Genomic DNA, 21,322 nt, shown 5'->3' on the forward strand with positions numbered 1-21,322 from the left:
CGCTCAGGACGGCGGCGCGGTGGACTCGCGCAGGACGAGGGTCGCGGGGAGGGTGATCGACTTGGCCGGCAGGTCGGGGTTGCCGAGGCGGTCGAGGAGCATGCGGGCGGCCTCGGCGCCGATCTGGTAGTGCGGCACGCGCACGGTGCTCAGCGGTGGGGTGAGGCGGTCGATGAACGGCATGTCGTTGAACCCCACCAGGCTGATGTCCTGCGGGCAGGACAGCCGGCGCTCGCTGAACACGTCCAGGCAGCCCAGGGCGATCATGTCGTTGGCGGCCACGATGGCGGTGGGACGGCGGCCCGCGTCGAGCAGGGTCCGGGTCGCGCGGGCGCCTTCGACCTCGGTGAACCCGTTGGTCATCATCACCAGCGACGGCTCGGCCGGCACCCCGGCGTCCTCGAGGGACTGGCGGTAGGCCCGCAGCCGGGCCCGTCCGGTGGTGGTGTTCTGCGGGCCGGCGATGTGCGCGATCTTGGTGTGCCCCAGGTCGATCAGGTGCCGGACGGCCATCGCGATGCCGTCGTGGTCGTCACCGGTCACAGCGGGGATGTCCGACTGGTCGATCCGGCGGTTGACCAGCACGAGCTTGGTGCCCTCGGCGTACGCGTCGGTGAAGATCCTGTCCTCGCGGTGCGCCGTTGCCACGATGATGCCGTCGACCTGACGGGCCCGGAGGGTGTCGAACAGCGTGGTCTGGCGTTCGCCGTCGTTGTCGGTGTTCGCGATCAGCGTCGTGTACCCCGCCGAGGCGAGCACGTCCTCGATGCCGCGCACGATCGGCGGGAACAACGGGTTGGTCAGGTCCGGGATGAGCACGCCCACCGACATCGACCGCGCGGTCTTCAGTCCGCGGGCCATGGCGTTCGGCTGGTAGCGCAGCTCGCGGGCGGCGGCCTGGACCCGGCGCATGGTGGCCGGGTTGACCAGCGAGCTGGTCGCCGGGTTGAGCGCACGGGACGCGGTCGTCACGTGAACCCCGGCGCGCTGCGCGACCTCTTTGAGGGTGGGCGAGTTGGTCATGGCGGCACTCCGGGGCGGAAAACGATTGCAGCAAGCCTAACACGACAGCTGACCTCGTCTTATCCCTGGAATACCAGGGTTATCCGCAGAAATTGACCGCCGTTTCGGTCAGCGTCCGTGCACACGCGACGGTCTCGGCGATGCTGACCCATTCCACGTCGGCATGCGCGCCCTCGCCACCCGGCCCGTACAGAACAGTCGGGATCCCGGCCGCGGAGATGAACGCGGAGTCGGCCCAGTAGCTCGCGCCCGCGATCTTCGGCCGCGCCCCGGTGACGTCCTTCGCGGCCGCCATCAGCACCGGGAGGACCTCGGTGTCGTGCGGGGTCTCCAGCGGCCGGCGGACGAACGTCGTCTTCGCGCTGACCTCCAGCTCCGAGTCGGCGTCACGGCACTCGGCGAGCAGGTCCTCGATGGCCCGTTCCAGCGCGAGCAGGGTGTCGCCGGGCAGGTAGCGGCGTTCGACAGTGATCACGCACCGGTCCGGGATGGTCGACTCCTCGCGGCCGCCGCTGATCAACGAGCCGTGCAGGTTGCCGGACCCCAGCAGCGGGTGCGTGCGGGTGCGCATCTGCTGGTCCAGCTCGTCCAGGGCGAGCAGGACCGGGCCGGCCTTGAGGATCGCGTCCACGCCGAGGTGCGGGCGGGAGCCGTGCGCGGCCTTGCCGGTGATCGTGATCTCGGTCCAGATGAACCCCTTGTGCGCGGTGGCCACGGTCAGCTCGGTGGGTTCGTTGACGATCGCGGCATCCGCCTCGACGTGCGGCAGGATCCGCTGCACGCCTTCGCTCCCGTACTCCTCGTCGGCCACCGCGGCCACGATGACCTCGCCTTTCACGCCTCGCCGGGCCGCATCCCGGCACGCGATCAGGGCAGCGGCGAGACCGCCTTTCATGTCGTACGCGCCCCGGCCGTAGAGCCGGTCGCCGTCGATCCTGGGGACGAGCGGGTCGGCCATTCCGCCGGTGCCGACCGTGTCGAGATGCCCGCACAGCAGCAACTTCCGCCCGTCACTGGAACTGCCGCCGGACCGGACGATCACGTTGTCGTCCAGAACCTCGACGCCCAGGCCCTCACCACGAGCCCAGCCGGCGACGAACCGAGCGATCCCGGCCTCACCCGCGGCGCCCTTGACCAGCGAGGAGTTCACCGAGTCGATCGCCACCAGCTGCTGGAGCAGTTCAATCACGTCGTCCATGCCGGTAAGTCTCGCCAGCCCGATCGAGAAGGAAAAGCGCGACTTTGTTGCGGATATCCTTAAGCAATGCTGGACGTTCACCGGTTGCGCCTGTTGCAGGAGCTGCACACCCGCAAGACCATCGCCGCCGTGGCGGCCGCGCTGGGCTACAGCGGTTCGGCGGTGTCCCAGCAGCTCGCACAGCTGGAGCGGGAGGCCGGGGTGCCGCTGCTGGAACGGGTCGGGCGCGGGGTCCGGCTGACTCCGCAGGCGTTGATCCTGGTCGAGCACGCTTCGGCGGTGCTGCACCGGCTCGAACAGGCCGAAGCCGACCTGGCCTCATCGATGCCGACCGTCCGCGGGGAACTGCGGATCGCCACGTTCCAGACCGCGATGCTCGCTTTGATCCCGCCGTTCCTGGACCGGCTTGCCGAGTCCGCGCCGGAACTCCGGGTGCGGGTGCGCCAGATGGAACCCGAACCGGCGCTGTCCGCACTGGCCACAGGGGACTGTGATCTTGTGATCATCGAGGAGTTCCCGGGGCATCCACGTTCACGCGTCCCCGGGCTCGACCGGGTGCCGCTGGCCACCGACCCGATGCGGCTCGTCGTGCCAGAGACTTTGCGGGACAAGGGAAACATCATCGACCTGGCCGACCGGCCGTGGGTGCTCGAACCCGAGGACACACCGAGCGGGCGGTGGGCGCGGGCGCTGTGCCGGGAGGCCGGGTTCGAGCCGGAGGTCGTGGTGTCCTCGTGCGACATCGTGTCGCACATCAGGTTCATCGAGACCGGGCACGCGGTCGGCTTCCTGCCCGACCTGGTCTGGCGCGGCCAACCACCAACCGTGCCAACACATCCGTTGCCCGGGCAGCATCGGCGGCTGTACTCGTCGGCGCGGTCCGGCGGCAGCGGGCATCCGGCGATCGTGTTGGCGCGCGCGGAACTCGAATGCGTCCGGGACGGCTTGCCGCTAGGGTCGCCGCGTGCCTGATGCCGCTGAACTGCTTGCCGCGTATGACACCCAGATGCGCCCCGCCGAGTACGCCACCCCGGAGGCCGGGATCACCGTCGAACGCGATGGTCCCGTGGTCCGGATGAGCGGGCGGTATCGGGGGTTCATCAGCAGTCCCCGGGATCTGGGCATCGACGGCGACGAGCTGGACGCGTTGATCGCGCGGCAGCGGGACTTCTTCGCCGCGCGGGGTGAGGCGGTCGAGTGGAAGACCTGCGGCCACGACCGGCCGCTGGGCCTGACGGATCGGCTGCGCGCGGCCGGGTTCGTGCCCGAGGACCAGGAGACGATCGTCATCGGCACGGCCGCGGCGCTCGCGGTCGAGCCGCCGCCGATCGACGGCGTGACCATCCGGCAGGTGAACACGGACGCCGACTACGAGCGGATCGCCGCGATGGAGTCGGCGGTGTGGGGGCTGGACCTGTCGTGGATGGCCGCCGATCTGGCCTCCCGGCGGTCCTACACGACCGTTTTCGTGGCCGAGGCCGATGGCGAGGTTGTGTCAGCCGCGTGGCTCGCGGCCAAGTTCGGCACCGAGTTCGCCGGGCTGTGGGGCGGGTCGACGCTGGCCGCCTGGCGGGGCCGCGGGATCTACCGCGCGCTCGTCGCCCATCGCGCCCTGCTGGCCGTTGACCTGGGCATTCGTTACCTGCAGGTGGACGCCTCGGACGACAGCCGCCCCATCCTCGAACGCCTCGGCTTCACCCCCGTCACCACCACAACCCCATACGTCTGGTCCCCGAACTGACCCGCGTGTCCCCCGTTCCTCCGTGCCATGTCCCCCTTTGCTCCAGGGTGTGTCCCCGTTCCTCCGGCTCGCCCTACACACATCGGAGGAATGTGCGGCACACTAGGGGTCAGTGGGCCTACAGGCGGGCTTCCAGCGGGTATTGATCGGGTCTTGTCCGGTTTATGTCCGGCACGGACCGTTGACGCGTGATTACCACGCTGACATGATCGCCAGGCAGATGATCGTATCTGATATCTGATAAGGGGCGTTCGATGTCGCACACCCGCCGGGACATCCTCAAAGTCGGCAGCGCGATCGGGGCCGGAGCGGCACTCGGCGGCGGCCTGCCGGTCTTCACCGCGCATGCCGAGCCGGCCGACCGCCCGGCGCAGGCGCAGCTGGTGCCGGGTGATCAGGCGACCACCTTCTGGCACCTCGCGCCCGCGGTCGAGGCCAAGATCATCGAGCAGGGCTTACCGATCGGCAACGGCAGGCTGGGCGCGCTGGTCGGCGGCGACCCCGCGCACGACTCCTGCTACGTCACGGACATCTCGCTGTGGGCCGGGGACAAGAACGACGTCCTCGACAACGACGGCCAGTTCCCTTACGAGCGCGTGCACTTCGGCACGTTCAACGTGCTGGCGCAGGCGGCCGTGTCGATCCCCGAGCACACCAAGGCCGCGATCAGCAAGTACCGCCGCACGCTGGACCTCAGCAACGGCATCGTCACCTCGACCTACGAGTACAAGGGCACCAAGTACCGCCGCGAGGTCTACTCCAGCCACCCCGACGATGTGATCGTCATGCGCCTGACCCGCAGCGGCGGCGGCAACCACACCGGCACGATCGAGATCGCCGGGACGCACAACGAGACCACTGTGGACGGTTCGTTCAGTGGAAAACTCGACAACGGCCTGAAATACGGCGCGGTCGCCGGCGCGGTGGGCAAGGGTGGCCGGATCGGCGTCAAGGACAACAAGGTCACGTTCACCGACTGCGCCGAGGTGCTGATCGTGATCAGCGGCGGCACCAACTACGTGCCGGACGCCAAGGCCGGCTTCATGGACGCCGGTGCCGATCCGCTCGCTTTGGCGCGGAGCAAGGCGAACGCGGCGCTGAAGGTCGGCGGCGACGCGCTGCTGGCCACGCATGTCCGCGACTACCGGTCGCTCTACGACCGGATGACTGTCGACTTAGGACAATCGACTCGCCGTCAGCGGGAGATGGACACCTGGTCGCGCCTGGTGGTCCGCGGAACGCCGGGTGCCGCGGCCGACCCGGAGCTGGAGGCGAGCTACCTCCAGTTCGGCCGGTACCTGATGATCACCGGTTCGCGCGACAGCCTGCCGCTGAACCTGCAAGGCTTGTGGCTGCACAACAACACGCCGGACTGGATGGCGGACTACCACACCGACGTCAACGTCCAGATGAACTACTGGTTCGCCGACCGCGCGGGCCTGGGCGAGTGCTTCGAGCCGCTCGCCCGGTACATCGAGGCGCAGGTCGGGTCCTGGACCGACGCGACCCAGCGGCTGTTCCTTGACTCCCGCAACCGTTTCCGCAACAGCTCCGGCAAGGTCGCCGGCTGGGCGGTCGCGTTCTCCACGAACATCTACGGCGGGTCCGGCTGGTGGTGGCACTCCGGCGGCAACGCCTGGCTGTGCAACTCCTTGTGGGAGCACTACGAACACACCCAGGACCGCGCCTACCTGGCCCGGATCTACCCGATCCTCAAGGGCGCCTGCGAGTTCTGGCAGGCGCGGCTGATCGAGGACCCGCACACCGGCAAGCTGGTCGCAGACCACGACTGGTCGCCCGAACACGGCCCGCAGGACGCGCTGGGCATCACATACGCGCAAGAGCTTGTCTGGGACCTGTTCGAGCACTTCCGCGCGGCGAGTTCGGTGCTGGACAAGGACCGTCCGTTCGCGCAGACCCTCGCGGGCCTGCAGGACCGGCTGTACATGGCCGGCGTGAGCCCGAAGTCGGGCTGGTACGAGGAATGGATGAGCCCGGACAACCTGGGCGAGACCACGCACCGGCACCTGTCGCCGCTGATCGGGTTCTTCCCGGGCGACCGGATCAGGAACGACAGCAGCCCCAAGGAGATCGTCGACGGGGTGCGCAACCTGCTGATAGCGCGCGGCATGGAGAGCTTCGGCTGGGCGTGTTCGTGGCGCGCGATGTGCTGGGCCCGGCTCAAGGACGCCGAGCGCGCCTACGAACTGGTGCTGACCGTCATGCGTCCGTCCGTCGGCCACTCCAACGGCAGCGCGCCGAACCTGTTCGACATGTACGACCTCGGCGACCGCTCGATCTTCCAGATCGACGCCAACTTCGGCGCGCCCACAGCGATGTTGGAGATGCTCGTCTACTCGCGGCCCGGCGTGATCGACCTGCTGCCCGCACTGCCCACTGCTTGGGCGAAGTCCGGCAAGATCACTGGCGTCGGCGCTCGTGGCGGGTTCACCGTCGACGTGGAATGGCGCAACGGCAAGGTCACCTCCGCGACCATCCACAGCAAGACCGGCACCGGCACCGTTGTGAAGGCGGGCGCCTGGCGCAAGAACATCCGCCTCCGCCAAGGCGAGTCGATCACCGTCCACCCCAGCTGAAGACCTCGTGAGTGGTTTCGGTCGTGCTCACGGCCGAAACCACTCACGGGCACCAGCCGGCGGTTTCGTTGGCGAGGCGGTGGAGGTAGACCGCGAACTGCTGGCGGTCGTGGTCGGGCCAGGTTCGGGTCAGCTCGGAGAACTTCTGGCGCTGCCACTGGTGGGCGGCGTCGAGGAGGTCGTGGCCGGATGCCGTGATGCGGATGACGGTCCGGCGTCTGTCCTGTTCGGACTCCGCGCGGGTCAGGTAGCCCGCCGCCACGGTCTGTTTCACCATGCGGCTCGCGCCCGAGTGGTCCAGCCCCAGCTGGTGGGCGACCGCGTTGACGGTCGGTTCGCCCTCGCGCGAGGCGTTCACCGCCTCCAGGACGAGGACATGCTGGACGTTGGCCTCGGACGCCTCCGACGCCTGGGTTATCCAGCGCCGGGCGAAGAACCTGACCAGCCGGAACAGGGCGGGGCCGCCGTCGGAGAGCACTGGGTCACTGTAATCGATCCTGTACATCGTGTGCGATGTGCACATAGTATGTGTGCGTATCGCATGCTTTGGAGGTGTCATGGGCATCGTGCTCAACCACATGATCGTTCCGGCGGCCGACAAGACCGTTTCCGCGGAATTCCTCGCCGGATTGCTCGGTCTTACCGCGGGTGAACAAGCCGGGCCGTTCATTCCCGTCAAAATCAATAAGGATCTGACTATGGATTTCGACGACCGGAATGGCGTCCGGCCCGGTCATTACGCATTTCTCGTCGACGATGACACGTTCGACGCGATGCTGGACTATCTCGGTGACAATCCGGGCATCGACTACGGCTCGGGGTTGTCCGGCGGCTGGGACCGCCAGGTGGGTGCCGTCGGCCAGGGACGCACTGTGTATGTCCAAGACCCGGATGGGCACAGCTACGAGCTGTTCACCGCCGTCCCGTAGCCCGCGGAGCAGCACATAGTAGCGAGAACTTCACGAGTGTGGGGGTAGCCGAAACCCGAGGGGGTGAATGGCGAGAAATCACCCGGTGGTGGTGCCCCGATGGGTGACTTCCGGTTTGTCCGGCCCTGTGATTACTGTCGATCCCGGTCGGGTTTCGCCGGCACAAACACCTCACCGGGAGTTCGGGATGACGACCGAGACCATGAGCCTGCTCGAACGCAAGTACGCGAAAAGATTCGAGATGCTCGACGCGGACGGCAGCGGAGTCGTCGACCGGACCGACTTCGAGATGCTCGCCGAGCGCCTGATCGACGGCCTGGGCGTGACGCCCGGCTCGCCGAAGGCCGAGCGGGTCCGCAACGGCTACCTGGAGCTGTGCGACCAGCTGATGCGGATCGCCGACGGCGACGGCAACGGCGAGATCGACCGGACCGAGTTCATCACCGCGATGACCCGGATGGCCGGTGACCGCGCCGGGTTCAAGCGGATCATCGAGCCGCTGGCCCGGCTGAACCTGTCACTGTGCGACGCCGACGGCGACGGCAACCTCAACGAGCTCGAGTTCGGCAGCCTGCTGCGGATGTTCAACGCCACCACCATGGACGAGGCGTCCCGGATCTTCGTCCGGCTGGACACCAGCGGCGACGGCTACCTGTCGCTGGAGGAGATCCTCGAGGCGCTGTGCGAGTTCTACATCAGCACCGATCCGGACGCGCCGGGGAACCAGTTGTTCGGCCGGATCTGATGGCGGGGCTCGAAGGCAGGTGCGCTCTGGTGACCGGCGCGTCCCGGGGGATCGGCAGGGCGATCGCCCTTGGCTACGCCGAAGCGGGTGCCGACGTCGCGGTTCTGGCCCGTGGCACGCAGGCGCTGGAGCAGGTGGCCGACCTGGTCCGGCGCAAGGGCCGCCGTGCCGCGGTGATCACGTGCGACGTCGGCGACCCGGACCGGGTCAAGGCCGCGGTCTCGGACACTGTCGCCCAGCTGGGACGGCTGGACGTGCTGGTGCACGCGGCGGGCGGACCTGGCCACACCGGGCCGTTCCTGGAACTGCGCGACGACGACTGGAAGGAGACACTCAGGACCCACCTCGACTCGACGATCTACCTGTGTCAGGCCGTGGGCCGGATCATGGTGCGCCAGGGCCGCGGTTCGGTGATCACCCTAGGCGCGGGCGGCATGCCAGCGCCGTATGCGGCGGCGAAGGCTGCGTGCGCCTCGCTGACCAGGTCACTCGCCGCGGAATGGGCGTCGACCGGGGTTCGGGTGAACACCATCGTGCCCGGCGACCTCGACGACGTGGTCGGCGCGGCGATCTACCTGGCCGGCAGTACCGGCCCGGCAACCGTCAACCTGCTGGCGCTAGGCCGGATACCGGCGTGACGCCGCGCACCGCGCTGCTGTTCCCCGGCCTGGGCGCTTACTCCGCGGGGATGCTCCGGGGACTGGCCTCGGAGCATCCCCAGGTGGCCGCGACCTTCCGGGAGATCGACTCGGCGGCAGCACGGCATGGCATCCCGCCGGTGTCCCAAGTGGTCGTCGAAGCCCTCGACGACGGCGTGCACCTGGTCTGCGCCAAGGCAAAGGCACTCAAGGAAAGTGATGGGAAGGGCGCGATGGCGGCGATCGGCGCGAATGAGACCGTCACCCGCCGTCTGATCGGCGCTCTGGACGATCCGGACCTGCTCGTCGCCTGCCTGAACGCGCCCCGGCAGACGGTGATCTCCGGCCCTCACGAGGCGATCGACCGCGCCGGGAACGCCACGGCCGCGCTGGACTCGTTCTTCGCCAAGCTGCAGCTGCCTTACGCGTCCCACCATCCCGCAGCGCGCCGGGCAATGCTCGACTTCCGGGACCTGATCGCCGGGACCGCCCAGCATCCCTTGAGCATCCCGGTGTTCTCGCCGGTCCAAGGCCATCGATATGCCGACACGGATGACATCAAAGCTGGCCTGAACCGGGCCGTGGTGCCCGCGGCCCGGGCGCCGGTCGAACAACCGGACCGCACGTCCATCCTGGCCCGGCTGCGCGGGCTCCACGCGACCGCGCTGGAATACCCGGAAGAGGTACTTGCCGAGGACGCGTTGCTGGAAGCGCAGCTGGGTATCGACTCGCTCAAGCAGACCGCCCTGCTGGCCAAGGTGGTGGTGGCCGAGTTCGGGTTGGCCGACGAGGTGAGTTCGTTGCGGGCATGGGACTTCCCGTCGCTGGGCCGGGTGGCCGACCACATCCTGCGGGCACCGGCGGCGAGCCGGCCATGACCGGTTTCGCGGGCCGGGTGGTGCTGGTCACCGGCGGCGTTCGTGGGCTGGGGCGGGCGATCTGCCAGGCGTTCGCCGCTCGGGGTGCCCACGTCGTCGCCAACTACTTCCACTCCCGCGACGAGGCCCGCGACCTCGACTGCGAGCTGGTCCGGGCCTCGGTGGCCGACCGCGACCAGGTCGGCGCGATGTTCGACGAGATCGCCCAGCGGCACGGCCGGCTCGATGTGCTGGTGAACAACGCGGCCTCGGGCGCGCTGCTGCCGTTGTCCGAAGTGGACGACTCGCACTGGCAGCGGGCCTTTGACACCAACGTTCGCGGCAGCCTCTGGTGTGCGCAACGAGCCGCCGGGCTGATGGGCCCGGGCAGCGCCATCGTGAACGTGTCCTCGATCGGCAGCGATCTGGTGATCAGCGACTATGCGAGCGTCGGCACGACCAAGGCCGCGGTCGAGTCGCTGACCCGGTATCTCGCGGTGGAGTTCGCGCCGCGCGGGATCCGGGTGAACACCGCCTCCGGCGGGTTGCTGGACAACCCGGTCGCCGGGATGTTCCCGGACGCGGACCGGTTGGCCGGGCGGGTGAAGGAGGCCACCCCGCTCGGCCACCGCTTGGGCACCGAGGCCGAGCTCGCCGAGCTGGTCGTGTTCCTGGCCAGCCCCAACGCTTCGTGGATCACCGGCCAGACCGTCGTCGCCGACGGCGGGCTGTCGCTGGGCGCGATGTTGTTGTCACCCCAGCAGGTCCCGGTGGACGAGCCGGGTGACGCGATCGCGATCGTCGGCATGGGTGTGGTGACCCCCGGAGCGACCGACCCGGACGAACTGTGGCGGGTTCTTTCCGGTGAGCACAACGTGTTCACCGAACCGGACCGGTTCGACATCGGCTCGTTCTACTCCGCTGATGGCGCCGAGGATCGTTCATACACCCTGAAATCGGGCTTCATCAAAGGCGGTCTGGAGGGGGAACGCGGCACGCAATGGTTGCGGCACAGCGTGCAGACCGCGCTCGACGGAGTCGGCCGTAGCCGGCAGGATCGGTGGTTCGCGGCGATCGGGTGCACCGCGGACGGCAGCCAGGAACTGGAGGAGTACCTGGTCTATGCCGGATACCGCAACCGGGTGCCTGGGGAGGAGGCAGGGCTGGCCGCGCGCTACCGACGCGGGCGCGCGGCACCTGTGGAGTACCTGCCGCACCGGATCGGCCGCAACGCGTTGAAAGGCCTACTGCCCGACCGGACCGAGCTCGTCATGATCGACACCGCGTGCTCGTCCGCGCTGTACGCGGTTGACCTGGGAGTCAAGGCGTTGCGTGAAGGCAGCGCGGACATGGCGTTGTGCGGTGGGGTGTTCGCGTACAGCGCGCGGAATCTTGTGTTGTTCTCGAAGTTTTCCGGGCTGTCGAGGTCGGGGGAGGTGCGGGCGTTCGACAAGGACGCCGACGGGGTGTTGTTCTCCGATGGCGCGGGTGCCGTGGTGCTCAAGCGCCTCGATCGCGCCCGAGCGGATGGCGACAAGGTTCTGGGGATCATCGAGAGTGTCGGGCTTTCCTGTGATGGGGCGGGAAAGGCCATCTGCGCGCCGAACCACACCGGTCAGGAGATCGCGCTGCGCCGTGCCTACCGGGACACTGACCAGCCGGACTGGATGGTTTGCCACGCGACCGGGACCCAGGCCGGTGACAGCACCGAGGTGGGCGCTCTGTGTCAGGCTCTTGGTGATGGTCCGCCGATCCTGGTGTCTTCCAACAAGTCCATTGTCGGGCACACCGGCTGGGCGGCCGGACTGGTGTCGCTCGTGCAGGCGCTGTCCGCGCTGCGGCGGGGAACCGTTCCGGCGCAACGATTTCTCCATACCCCCATCGAAGCGTTGCAGGGCAGCAGGTTCCGTGCGCCGACCGTGGAGAGTCCGGTGCGCGGCCGGGTGGGTATCTCGTCGTTCGGGTTCGGCGGGACCAATGCGCACCTGGTGATCGGGGACCGGCCGCGGGCGACGGAACGGGGGATCGATGAGTCGGAGATCGTGGTCACCGGCTGGGCGGTGCACCTGCCGGGCATGGACGACGAGCAGGCCCTGGCGTGGCTGCGCGGCGCGGGACCGGCGCCGGACCCGGGCTTCGGCGAGGACTACCCGCTGCCCGGATTTCCTGAGGTTCGGTTGCCCCCGGCCACCCTGCGCACGATGGACCGCAGCCAGATCATGATCCTGCGGGTGGCAGCCAGGCTCGACCCACGGCTGCGGGACGCACTGTCCACAATGGCCGACACCACCGGCGTGATCGTCGGCCACACCGGTCCGACCCGGCGCGCGATCCAGTACGCCCTGCGCTGTTACCTGAGTGATGTCAAGCTCGATGGGCTCGCCGACGAGATCAAGGCGATGGTCCCGCCGAGCAACGAGGACGCCTTTCCCGGGATCATGCCGAGCCTGATCCCGGCCCGGCTGACCGCTCTCGCCGGCTGGCGCGGCCTCAATGCCACAGTGGACACCGGGTTCGACGCGAGCCTGGACGCGTTGAGGTGCGCGGACAGGTATCTCCGGCACGGAGATCTCGACGCGGCCGTGGTCGCCGGGATCAGCGGCAACACCATGCCCGAGTTCGTCGAGGTCCTCGGCGAACGAGACACCGTGGCCGAGGGCGCGTTCCTCGTTGTGCTCACTCGGAAGGACACCGCCGAGGCCGCACGTTTGCCGATCCTGGCCAGGATCCGGACCGAGCTGGGGCCGTCCGGCGACCGGCCGCGGGAGAAGCCACCGCTGGCCGGGCTGAACAGGACCTACGTCGGCGCGGACCCGCTGGTCCGGCTGGTCGCCATGATCGCCAGCGGCGCCGCGGGCCGGATCGGCAGCGTCGAGGAGTGGGGACCGCAGGTCGTCGTGTCCGCTGCGCTGCCGGAACGTGTTGTGCGCGAACTGGTCCCGGCGCCCGCCCGACCCGCTCGCCTGATGCCGCATGGACATATGGTGGTCATCGACGCGGACACCGAACTGCCCGAAGGTGAACTGCGGCACGTGCGGATCGTCGCGAGGGTCGGCACGGACGATCTGACCCCGATGAGCCGCCTTCGAGTGCTGCACGACAAGGCTTATCTCGCCGCTCAGCGCTGGAACCGCACGGCCGGCTCGTTCGGGGTGTTGCTTCTGGATGCCGTGCGGGATGGCGTCGTCCACCCGGCGACCGGCCCGTTCACCGGTCTGGTCAAGAGCCTCGCCCGGGATGGCGCCGCTTATGCCGTGATCACCGACGACCCCGACCTGGATCGAGGCATTCAGCTCCTGGAAGCCGAGGCCGGCCGCGCCCAGGACCTCGCGGTATCCGTGCATGTCGCGGGCCGTCGCTTGGCTTACGCGCTCAGACCTGCTGCGGTGTCCGGATCACGGCCGCTGCCGGACCGGGGTTCGGTCGTCGTGGCCGCTGGGGGAGCGCGCGGGCTGACCGCGGAGCTGCTGGCCGCGCTGCCTGAGGCGACCATCTACATCCTGAGCAGGCACGCACCCGGAGATCAACCGCCCAGCAAGCCGGACTTCATCCGCGATCATCCTGAGTGGACAGTTGCACAGGCTAGCGCCGAGTACGAGAAGCATCTCGCCCGAGCCGGGACTCGCAAGACGTTGGAGCGGCTGGGGGAGCGGGCGCACCACCTGGTCTGTGACGTGACGGACGAGCAGGACGTGACCCACGTCGTCGACCAGATCCTCATGGTGCACGACCGGGTCGACCTCCTGATCAATGCCGCGGGCCTGCACAACGGCGGCGCTAACGTGCCTCTCGACCGCGCCCAGCAGGTCCGGGACACCAAACTCCTGGGCTATCTCAACCTCTGCAAGGCTTTCGACGGCCGTCGCCCGGATCGCTGGTACAACATCGGATCCCTGCTCTCGGTGCTGGGCTGGCCCGGTGAGGCCGACTACTGTGCCGCCAACGACCTCCTCCTCGCCGCGGCGAGCTGGCAACGAGCCCGGGGCGTGGCCGAGACGACCCTCGCGCTGCCGCTCTGGTCCGAGGCCGGGTTCGCCGCCGAACCCCTCGTCCGCGACCTCCTGCAGCAGAACGGCACTCTCACCAGTGTGTCCACCGAGGACGGCGTGGCGATGTTCCTCGCCGAGCTGGCCGCCGAAGGCACCGAACCAGAGGTGACCTATCTCGGGCCGGCCGAGCGGCGGGCGGAGGTGACCTGGCAGGCCGATCCCGAGCGGGACGGTTATCTGGCCGGACACCGGATCCACGGCCTGCCAACGGTTCCCGCGGCGATGCTGGCCGAGCTGGGTGTCCGGCAGCTGGGCGGGAACGTCGTGTCGGACATCGAGTTCCACGCGCCCGTCGCCTATCTTGCGGACTCGCCGGTGCCCTATCGGCTGGCGGTCGACCAGGACGCGATCCGGATCCTCAGCGACGTCGTCGCACCGGACGGCACTGTCCTGAAACGCGACCGGCTGCACGCGACCATGACCGTCCACAATGGCTCCTTCCTGGATCTCGCCGTGGTGGAGCAGCAACCGGTCCCGCCGATGGCGGACGAGGTCGACCTGTCCGGGCCGTTCGTTTCCGTGCGGGACGGGCGGTTCGAGCCCGAGCTGGGGAAGTGGGTGTCGCGGTTCAGCCAGTTCAGCATCCCGGTGCTGCTGGTGGATGCCGCGGTTCAGGTCGCCGCGGGTGGGATTCCGGTGCGGATCGGCCGGATCGAGCTGCGGACCAGGCTCAACGATGTGGCGTTGCTGGCCGAGCACGGCGACCGGATCCGGGTGTGGTCCACCGGACGCGGCGGGGCGGTCGCGATGGTGTCGGACACTGTGCTGGTGCACGTGAGCGGCGTGGAAGTGGCCAGGGAAGGGGTGTTGACATGACCGTGGAAGCCCTGTCGGAGCTGGTGCACGGCCCGGTGCCGCGAGAATTCCGGGACCAGCTCAAGCGGATCTTCGCGCACGAGTTGTTCGCGCCCCACGAAGGCCTGACCTACCAGGAGAAGGTCCGGCTGACCTACGACCAGCTGAAGCTGGCCAACAGCCAGATCCGTCCCGAGGAGCTGACCGAGGACCCTTACACGTTGTTCGCCCTGCTCGAATGGGGTGCGGTGATCAGCCCGTCGCTGTTCATCGCGATGGTCACGCACTACGGCGGCGCACTCGCCGCGGTCCGCGAACTGGGCGCCGGTCGGGACGACGTGGGCGACTTCGTCCGAGATCTGCAGACCATGACGGCCACGGGAGTGTTGCTGATCACCGAGATCGGCTACGGCAACAGTCATGTGCACCTTCGGACCCGCGCGACCTTGGACGACGGCGAGTTCGTGCTGCACACCCCCGATCCGGCCGCGCGCAAGTTCATGCCGAACGTGGGCCTGCCGGACGTGCCCAAGCTCGCGACCGTTGCCGCACAGCTCAACATCGGTGGCCACGATCAGGGTGTGTTCCTGTTCCTGGTGCCATTGCAGGGAACGAACGGTGTCAAGATCGACCAGCTGCCCGAGGCGTCGATGGTGCCGATGGACTACGCGGTGATCGAGTTCGACCACTGCCGGATCCCGTTGCGGAACCTGCTGCGTGACAACGCGGCTCTCGGCGAGGACGGCGTTTTCCACGACCCGCTGGTCAATCCGGAGAAGCGGCTGGTCCGGTCGTTGACCGTGGCCCAGAGTGTCCGAACTGGACAAGCCGCGGCGCTGGCGGCGGTGAGCCGGGCGGCGGTGCAGATCACCATCCGCTACAACCAGAAGCGCGCGGCGATGGACCGCCGTGAACCCTGGGGAATGGTGCTCAGACACCGAAGCCAGCAACGCGCGCTCCACAGCGCCCTGGCCACCGCCTACGCGCTCACCTGCCACGCCAACCGCGCCAAGCAGGCTCGCGTCACCACCATGCAGCACAAGGCGGCTGGTCAGACTCCGCCACCGTCCTCATTGGACCCGCAGTACCGCACCCTGTCGTTGACCAAAGCGATCGCGGTGTGGACGGCCGAACGGATGATGGCCGAATGCCGCCAGCGTTGTGGGGCGCGGGGGTTGTTCGTGGCCAACAGGTTGCTGGAGTACCAAGGACTGGCCATCGTGTCGAACGCGGCCGGCGGGGACAACCTGCTGCTGTGCCTGGACGCGGCCAAGGCCATGGTCGGCGGGATCGCCTACCAGCCGCCGGACGGCGAGGTGATCAGCAAGGACCTGCTGGACGAGAAGATGTGGCTGGGCGTGCTGCACTCGCGGGAACGGGTCATGCACACCGAGCTGGCGATGCGGATCCGCCGCGCGACCGACTGGGACGCCACGCCGACCGACGCCTGGAACGACAACATCCACCAGGCCAGGGATTTCGTCGCCGGGTACGGCGGCCGCCTGGTCCTGGAGAGCATGCTCGACGCCCTGCATGACCTGCCCGAACCCGCGGCCGCCGCGCTGTCGCCGCTGTGCGCGATGTTCGCGGTCGAGGAGATCGAGCGGAGCGCGGCCTGGTTGCTGTGCGAGGGGCTGGTCGACGCCGAGCAGGTGCGGTCCATTCCGGACGTGCTGAACACGTTGTGCGACCGGATAACTCCGCACGTGCCGGCGCTGGTCGACGCGTTCGGGATCCCGGAGGAGCTGTTGCGCGTGCCGATCAGTTCGGGTGATCATGCGATGATCGACTCGATGGGCGACCCGATCGAGCTGGCCCTGCCCGAACCGCGTGCCGACGAACGGGCCCTGGTCAGTCAAGCTTAGTATTGACTTATATAAGCGAATACTGTTCAATGGGCGGCGTGCATGCCTTCGACGTCCTCGGTGACCCGGTCCGCCGGCGGATCCTGGAGCTGCTCGCCGACGGCGAGAAGCCCGCGGGCGAGCTGACCGAGGTCGTCCAGAGCGAGTTCGGCATCTCCCAGCCAGGCGTGTCCCAGCACCTGAGGGTGTTGCGGGAGAACGGGTTCACCACCGTTCGACCGGAGGGAACGCGCAGGTTGTACTCGGTGGACCCGGCCCCGCTGCGCGAGATCGACACCTGGCTGGACCGCTACCGGAAGTTCTGGACGCAGCGGCTGGATGCCCTGGGAACCGAGCTGGCTCGCGGAAAGCGCGAACGCCGGATGGGCACTGACCCGTAGACTCGCCCCCGGATTCTCATCCAGGGAGGTAAGTCCGTGCCACCGGTGAACCAGCAGCGCCGTGCGGCGCTCGCGGACGCGGCCATCGCGATCGTCGCCCAGGAAGGCACCCACCGGCTGTCCCACCGCACGGTGGACGAGACCGCCGAAGTCCCGCGCGGCACCACCTCGAACTACTTCCGTTCCCGCGACGCCCTGCTGGAAGCCACCGTCGCCCGCGTCGTCGAGCTGCACTTCGCGTGGATCGGCGGCCTGCGCGCCCAGCACGAGGGCGAGCTCAACCGCACCACCCTGCAGGGCATTCTCACCTCCGTGCTGCAGGAAGCCGTGACCACACACCGGGATCGCTACCGCGCGATGCTGGAGTTGTTGCTGGAGAGCACCCGCCGGCCCGAACTGCACGAGGCGCTGACCCGGATCTTCAGCGGCGCGTTCGAGCTGGTCCAGGAGGCGCACCGCGCGGAAGGCGTTGAACCCACTGAGGAAGAGGTGCACCTGCTGCGCGTTTGCTATATCGGCGTGCTGTTCGGGTACGTCGTGATGCCGGAGACCATGACAGTGCTCAACGCCGGCGACACCGCGGGCGCGCTCATCGACGCGGTGCTGGCCAAGATCTGAGATCGCCGGGATGATCGAACGCCGGCTAGAACTCGGCGCGGACGCCGAGCAGCCGGATCGGCCGGGTGTGCTCGAACTTGTCGAGTACTTCGAGGGCGGCTCGTTCGATCTCGGCCGGGTCACTGGTCGGCTCCGCCAGGGTCATGCTGCGGGTCAACGTGATGAACGGGGCGAACCGGACCTTCACCGCGACTCGTGCGGCGGGCCGTTGCTCGTCGGCGACGTCCTGGGCGACGCGTTTGGCCAGGGCGGCGACCTCGGCATCGATCTGGGCGCGGTCGGTCAGGTTCTCCTGGAAGGTCACCTCGCGGCTGCGGGACTTCGCCACATACGGGGTGGCTTCGACGTTGGTGTCGCCCGCGCCCAGCGCCAGGGTTCGGTACCAGGGGCCCATGTTCGGGCCGAACCGCGCGGCGAGCTCGTCCGGGTTGGACCGGGCGAGCTGGGCAACGGTCTCCAGGCCCAGCTCGACGAGCTTCTTCGTGGTCTTCGGCCCGATTCCCCACAGCGCGCTGACCGGCCGGTGCGCCATCACGGTCACCCAGTTCTCGCGGGTCAGCCGGAAGATCCCGCCCGGCTTGCCGAACCCGGTGGCCAGCTTGGCCCGCAGCTTGTTGTCGCCGATGCCCACCGCGCAGGTCAGGCCGGTCTTGTCGAGCACGCCGTCCTGGATGTCGCGGGCCAGGGCTTCGGGATCGTCGGTGGTCGCGCCCAGGAACGCCTCGTCCCAGCCGATCACCTCGACCACCACGGGGAACTCCCGGAGCGTGGCCATCACGTGTTCGGACACTTCCTCGTACGCCGGTGGGTCGGACGGCAGGAACACCGCGTCCGGGCACCGTTTCGCGGCCAGCCGCAACGGCATCCCGGAGTGCACACCGAATTCGCGGGCCTCATAGGACGCGGTGGCCACCACCGCGCGCTCGGTCGGGTCGCCGCGTCCGCCGACCACGACGGGCTTGCCTTTCAGCTCAGGGTGCCGCGCGATCTCGACCGCCGCGATGAACTGGTCGAGATCGACGTGCAGCACCCAGTCCGACACGGGATCAGTATGCGTTGCGGGCGAGCAGTTCGCCGGTGGTCCGCAGGTGATCCCGCAGCTGGGGCGGCTGCACGACCTCGAAGTCCGCGCCGATCGTGCACAGGATCATCGTCGGCCAGTCGAAGTCGTCGGTGGGCATCTTCATCCGGCAGGACGTCTCGGTCAGCGGCTCGATCGTGGCCCAGTGCGCGACCGTGTTCTTGACCCGGTCGGCGGGCGCCTGGATGTCGACGACCACGACGTGCTGGGTGGGCCGGTTGTTCAGCCGGTCCCGGACGAACGCGCCGGCGTCGCCGCCGGGCAGGTCGCGTTGGCGGAACCGGGCGCCGGTGGCGCGCGGCTCGACCATCCGGTCCGCGCGGAACGTCCGCCAGTCGTGCTTCTCCACATCCCACGCGACCAGGTACCAGCGCCTGCCAAGGGACACCAAGCGGTGCGGTTCGACGTGCCGCTTGGTCGACTCGCCGTCGTAGGCGGTGTACTCGAACCGTAGGCGCTCGTCGTCACGGCATGACTGTGCGATGACAGTGAGTGCCATGGCGTCGACGGTTTGGTTGGGCTGACTCCAGAGTGCTGGCACTGTGTACGACCGCAGTGCCTCGACGCGGCGCCGTAGCCGGGGCGGCATCACCTGGATCACCTTGGTCAACGCGCGCATCGACGTTTCCTCGATGCCGTCGACGGCGCCACCCGCGGCTGTCCGCAGACCGACGGCTATGGCTACAGCTTCCTCGTCGTCCAACAGCAACGGCGGCATGGCGGCCCCGGACTGCAGCTGGTAGCCGCCTGCGACACCACGGTTGGCGTCGACCGGATAACCCAGGTCACGCAGGCGGTCGACGTCCCGACGCAGGGTGCGCGGGCTGACCTCGAGCCGTTCGGCCAGCTCGTTGCCCGGCCAGAAGCGGTGAGTCTGCAGCAACGACAGCAGCCGCAGCATCCGTCCACTCGTGTTCGCCATGGAAGAAGGTTCGCATACCTAGCGGTCAGAAACCGTCCTGAATTGCCCCTAGCGTGGTCACCATGATTCAGACAGACGAACTGACCAGGCATTTCGGTGACGTAGCGGCCGTCAGTGGGCTGACCCTGAACGTCTCGGACGGCGAGATGGTGGCCCTGCTCGGCCCGAACGGCGCGGGCAAGTCGACCACCCTGCGCATGCTCACCACGTTGCTGCGGCCGACCTCCGGGGCGGCGCGGGTGGCGGGCTTCGACGTGACCACGCAGCAACGAGAGGTGCGCGGCCGGATCGGTTACATCGGCCAGGGCAACGGCGCCGGGCACAGCCAGCGCGGCCGGGACGAACTGATCGCCCAGGGCCGCGCGTACGGGTTGAGCGCGTCGGCCTCGCGGGCCCGCGCGGCCGAGCTGATCGAGTCGCTCGACCTCGGGGCCGTCGCGGATCGGCTGGTGTCGTCGCTGTCCGGGGGTCAGCGACGGCGCCTGGACATCGCGATGGGCCTGATCCACGCGCCGTCCCTGCTGTTCCTGGACGAGCCGTCGACCGGGCTGGACCCGCAGAACCGCGCGAACCTGCGGGAGCACATCGTCAGGCTGCGCGCGCAGCACGGCACCACCGTCGTGCTGACCACGCACTACCTCGACGAGGCCGACCAGCTGGCGGAGCGGGTGCTCGTGATCGACCACGGCAGGCTGATCGCCGACGACACCCCGGCGCGGCTGAAGGCCGAGCACGCCCAGGACCGGATCGTGCTCACCTTCGACACCCCTTCGCTCGCCGCATCCGTTGCGGCACACCATGTCCTGGGCATCGTCGCGGGCGCCGACATCCAGGTCTCCGGCGGCCGCGTGCTGATCTCGCTGTCCGGCGGGGCGGCCCTGGCCCCGAAGATCCTGCGTGCGTTGGACGAGTCGCACATCGACGTGTCCAGTGTGGAGGTTTCCCGCCCCACCCTCGACGACGTCTTCCTCACCCTCACCGGCCGCAGCCTCCGCGAGGACGTCACCGCCTGACCAAGGAGTTTCCCCGTCATGACAACACTTTCCGCGCCGACCACGTTGGCCGGCGACACGATCACGGTCTTCCTCCGTGAACTGCGCCCGGTGCTGCGCAACCCGTTCTCGGTCATCTTCACGATGGTGCAGCCGCTGTTCTTCCTCGCCCTGTTCGCGCCCTTGCTGCCGGGCGACTCGTCGCTGCAGTGGTTCGTACCCGGGATCGTGGTGATGTCCTGCCTGTTCGGGACGTCCGCGACCGGCTCGAACCTGTTGTTCGAGATGCAGACGGGTTCGCACGAACGGATGCTCGTCAGCCCGCTGCGCAGGTCCGCGCTGATCGTCGGGCGGGCGCTGAAGGAGATCGTTCCCATGGTGGCGCAGGCGATCCTGCTCGTCCTGGTGACCATTCCCTTCGGCTTCACCCTGAACCCGCTCGGCGCGGTGCTGGGACTGCTGGTCCTGTCGGTGTTCTGTGTCGGGCTCGGGTCGCTGTCGTACACGCTCGCGTTGGCGTCGAAGAACTCCGAGTGGATGTTCTGGGGTGTGCAGCAGACGTTGATCTTCCCGTTGTTGCTGCTGGCCGGGATGATGCTGCCGCTGGAGGGCGGCCCGGCGTGGCTGCTGACCATGTCGCGGTTCAACCCGCTGACCTACGTCGTGGACGCCGAACGAGCCCTGTTCAACGGGCAGATCGTCGAGCCGGTGGTCGGGTATGGCCTGATCTCGGCGGGCGCAGTGGCCGCGGTCGGCCTGCTCGTTGGCACCCGCGCGATCCGCCGGGCATGACGTTTCCGCAGCTCAGCTAGGGGCACCGGCCGCTCATAACGACTGTGTCAGCGCTGTTGACACAGTCGTTGGAGTGTCGTACAAAATCAGCTATCCAATA

18 protein-coding genes are annotated in these 21,322 nt (G+C 68.5%); 13 read left to right on the top strand and 5 right to left on the bottom strand.

All coding sequences use genetic code 11. The annotated features are described in order from the left end of the window. Window positions 1-3: 3 nt before the first annotated feature. Window positions 4-1,023: a LacI family DNA-binding transcriptional regulator gene (locus AB0J95_RS07570; protein ID WP_364753822.1), complete on the bottom strand. Its 1,020-nt coding sequence runs from the start codon at window positions 1,021-1,023 to the stop codon at window positions 4-6. Window positions 1,024-1,102: 79 nt separating this feature from the next. Further along, window positions 1,103-2,221 carry a M20/M25/M40 family metallo-hydrolase gene (locus tag AB0J95_RS07575; protein ID WP_364753825.1) on the bottom strand — a complete coding sequence of 373 codons (1,119 nt, stop codon included), beginning with the start codon at window positions 2,219-2,221 and terminating at the stop codon, window positions 1,103-1,105. Between the two features lie 66 nt (window positions 2,222-2,287). On the opposite strand from AB0J95_RS07575, the gene AB0J95_RS07580 reads away from it, so the two are divergent. The 3 genes from AB0J95_RS07580 (at window position 2,288) to AB0J95_RS07590 (ending at window position 6,559) form a co-directional block, all read left to right on the top strand. Continuing rightward, on the top strand, window positions 2,288-3,193 hold the full coding sequence (locus AB0J95_RS07580) for a LysR family transcriptional regulator (protein WP_364753828.1): 906 nt from the start codon (window positions 2,288-2,290) through the stop codon (window positions 3,191-3,193). Continuing rightward, window positions 3,186-3,962, top strand: coding sequence for a GNAT family N-acetyltransferase (locus AB0J95_RS07585; protein WP_364753830.1), 777 nt, complete (start codon window positions 3,186-3,188; stop codon window positions 3,960-3,962). Before AB0J95_RS07580 ends, AB0J95_RS07585 begins: the two co-directional genes overlap by 8 nt. A 254-nt stretch (window positions 3,963-4,216) precedes the next feature. Next, window positions 4,217-6,559: a glycoside hydrolase N-terminal domain-containing protein gene (locus AB0J95_RS07590; RefSeq protein WP_364753832.1), complete on the top strand. Its 2,343-nt coding sequence runs from the start codon at window positions 4,217-4,219 to the stop codon at window positions 6,557-6,559. A gap of 43 nt (window positions 6,560-6,602) precedes the next feature. Here the strand turns inward: AB0J95_RS07590 and AB0J95_RS07595 are convergent, their stop codons facing one another. Next, the gene (locus tag AB0J95_RS07595) at window positions 6,603-7,037 is read right to left on the bottom strand and encodes a MarR family winged helix-turn-helix transcriptional regulator (RefSeq protein WP_364753835.1); all 435 of its coding nucleotides are present in this window, start codon (window positions 7,035-7,037) and stop codon (window positions 6,603-6,605) included. Window positions 7,038-7,116: 79 nt separating this feature from the next. On the opposite strand from AB0J95_RS07595, the gene AB0J95_RS07600 reads away from it, so the two are divergent. The 8 genes from AB0J95_RS07600 to AB0J95_RS07635 all read left to right on the top strand — a co-directional run bounded on the left by AB0J95_RS07600 (window position 7,117) and on the right by AB0J95_RS07635 (window position 17,435). Beyond that, window positions 7,117-7,488, top strand: a complete 372-nt coding sequence (locus AB0J95_RS07600) for a VOC family protein (protein ID WP_364753837.1) — start codon at window positions 7,117-7,119, stop codon at window positions 7,486-7,488. A gap of 187 nt (window positions 7,489-7,675) precedes the next feature. Further along, the gene (locus AB0J95_RS07605; protein ID WP_364753840.1) at window positions 7,676-8,233 is read left to right on the top strand and encodes an EF-hand domain-containing protein; all 558 of its coding nucleotides are present in this window, start codon (window positions 7,676-7,678) and stop codon (window positions 8,231-8,233) included. 29 nt (window positions 8,234-8,262) lie between these two features. Then, window positions 8,263-8,871 (top strand): SDR family NAD(P)-dependent oxidoreductase, encoded by a 609-nt coding sequence (locus tag AB0J95_RS07610; protein WP_364753843.1) that lies wholly within the window; start codon window positions 8,263-8,265, stop codon window positions 8,869-8,871. Next, the gene (locus AB0J95_RS07615; RefSeq protein WP_364753845.1) at window positions 8,868-9,749 is read left to right on the top strand and encodes an acyltransferase domain-containing protein; all 882 of its coding nucleotides are present in this window, start codon (window positions 8,868-8,870) and stop codon (window positions 9,747-9,749) included. Before AB0J95_RS07610 ends, AB0J95_RS07615 begins: the two co-directional genes overlap by 4 nt. Beyond that, a complete protein-coding gene (locus AB0J95_RS07620) occupies window positions 9,746-14,593 on the top strand; it encodes an SDR family oxidoreductase (protein ID WP_364753848.1) in 4,848 nt (1,615 codons plus the stop codon). Before AB0J95_RS07615 ends, AB0J95_RS07620 begins: the two co-directional genes overlap by 4 nt. Beyond that, complete coding sequence (locus AB0J95_RS07625; RefSeq protein ID WP_364753851.1) at window positions 14,590-16,437, top strand: acyl-CoA dehydrogenase; 1,848 nt, start codon at window positions 14,590-14,592, stop codon at window positions 16,435-16,437. Before AB0J95_RS07620 ends, AB0J95_RS07625 begins: the two co-directional genes overlap by 4 nt. A 38-nt stretch (window positions 16,438-16,475) precedes the next feature. After that, a complete protein-coding gene (locus AB0J95_RS07630) occupies window positions 16,476-16,817 on the top strand; it encodes a metalloregulator ArsR/SmtB family transcription factor (protein ID WP_364753852.1) in 342 nt (113 codons plus the stop codon). A 36-nt stretch (window positions 16,818-16,853) separates the two neighbouring features. Further along, the gene (locus AB0J95_RS07635) at window positions 16,854-17,435 is read left to right on the top strand and encodes a TetR family transcriptional regulator (protein ID WP_364753855.1); all 582 of its coding nucleotides are present in this window, start codon (window positions 16,854-16,856) and stop codon (window positions 17,433-17,435) included. Window positions 17,436-17,460: 25 nt separating this feature from the next. Here the strand turns inward: AB0J95_RS07635 and AB0J95_RS07640 are convergent, their stop codons facing one another. Together AB0J95_RS07640 and AB0J95_RS07645 are read right to left on the bottom strand one after the other, a co-directional pair. Further along, window positions 17,461-18,477 carry a DNA polymerase IV gene (locus AB0J95_RS07640; protein WP_364753856.1) on the bottom strand — a complete coding sequence of 339 codons (1,017 nt, stop codon included), beginning with the start codon at window positions 18,475-18,477 and terminating at the stop codon, window positions 17,461-17,463. 4 nt (window positions 18,478-18,481) lie between these two features. After that, the gene (locus tag AB0J95_RS07645; protein WP_364753858.1) at window positions 18,482-19,438 is read right to left on the bottom strand and encodes a YafY family protein; all 957 of its coding nucleotides are present in this window, start codon (window positions 19,436-19,438) and stop codon (window positions 18,482-18,484) included. Between the two features lie 62 nt (window positions 19,439-19,500). Between AB0J95_RS07645 and AB0J95_RS07650 the strand changes: the two genes are divergently transcribed. Together AB0J95_RS07650 and AB0J95_RS07655 are read left to right on the top strand one after the other, a co-directional pair. Further along, the gene (locus AB0J95_RS07650; protein WP_364753861.1) at window positions 19,501-20,451 is read left to right on the top strand and encodes an ATP-binding cassette domain-containing protein; all 951 of its coding nucleotides are present in this window, start codon (window positions 19,501-19,503) and stop codon (window positions 20,449-20,451) included. A gap of 18 nt (window positions 20,452-20,469) precedes the next feature. Further along, window positions 20,470-21,222 carry an ABC transporter permease gene (locus AB0J95_RS07655; protein WP_364753864.1) on the top strand — a complete coding sequence of 251 codons (753 nt, stop codon included), beginning with the start codon at window positions 20,470-20,472 and terminating at the stop codon, window positions 21,220-21,222. Window positions 21,223-21,322 lie beyond the last annotated feature (100 nt).

The organism is Actinocrispum sp. NPDC049592, assembly GCF_040675465.1.
Taxonomy (GTDB): domain Bacteria; phylum Actinomycetota; class Actinomycetes; order Mycobacteriales; family Pseudonocardiaceae; genus Kibdelosporangium.

Coding starts and splice junctions, on each gene's coding strand:
- AB0J95_RS07600 (WP_364753837.1), top strand. CDS start 7,117: ATGGGCATCGTGCTCAACCACATGATCGTTCCGGCGGCCGACAAGACC.
- AB0J95_RS07570 (WP_364753822.1), bottom strand. CDS start 1,023: ATGACCAACTCGCCCACCCTCAAAGAGGTCGCGCAGCGCGCCGGGGTT.
- AB0J95_RS07580 (WP_364753828.1), top strand. CDS start 2,288: ATGCTGGACGTTCACCGGTTGCGCCTGTTGCAGGAGCTGCACACCCGC.
- AB0J95_RS07605 (WP_364753840.1), top strand. CDS start 7,676: ATGACGACCGAGACCATGAGCCTGCTCGAACGCAAGTACGCGAAAAGA.
- AB0J95_RS07655 (WP_364753864.1), top strand. CDS start 20,470: ATGACAACACTTTCCGCGCCGACCACGTTGGCCGGCGACACGATCACG.
- AB0J95_RS07645 (WP_364753858.1), bottom strand. CDS start 19,438: ATGGCGAACACGAGTGGACGGATGCTGCGGCTGCTGTCGTTGCTGCAG.
- AB0J95_RS07575 (WP_364753825.1), bottom strand. CDS start 2,221: ATGGACGACGTGATTGAACTGCTCCAGCAGCTGGTGGCGATCGACTCG.
- AB0J95_RS07650 (WP_364753861.1), top strand. CDS start 19,501: ATGATTCAGACAGACGAACTGACCAGGCATTTCGGTGACGTAGCGGCC.
- AB0J95_RS07620 (WP_364753848.1), top strand. CDS start 9,746: ATGACCGGTTTCGCGGGCCGGGTGGTGCTGGTCACCGGCGGCGTTCGT.
- AB0J95_RS07590 (WP_364753832.1), top strand. CDS start 4,217: ATGTCGCACACCCGCCGGGACATCCTCAAAGTCGGCAGCGCGATCGGG.
- AB0J95_RS07625 (WP_364753851.1), top strand. CDS start 14,590: ATGACCGTGGAAGCCCTGTCGGAGCTGGTGCACGGCCCGGTGCCGCGA.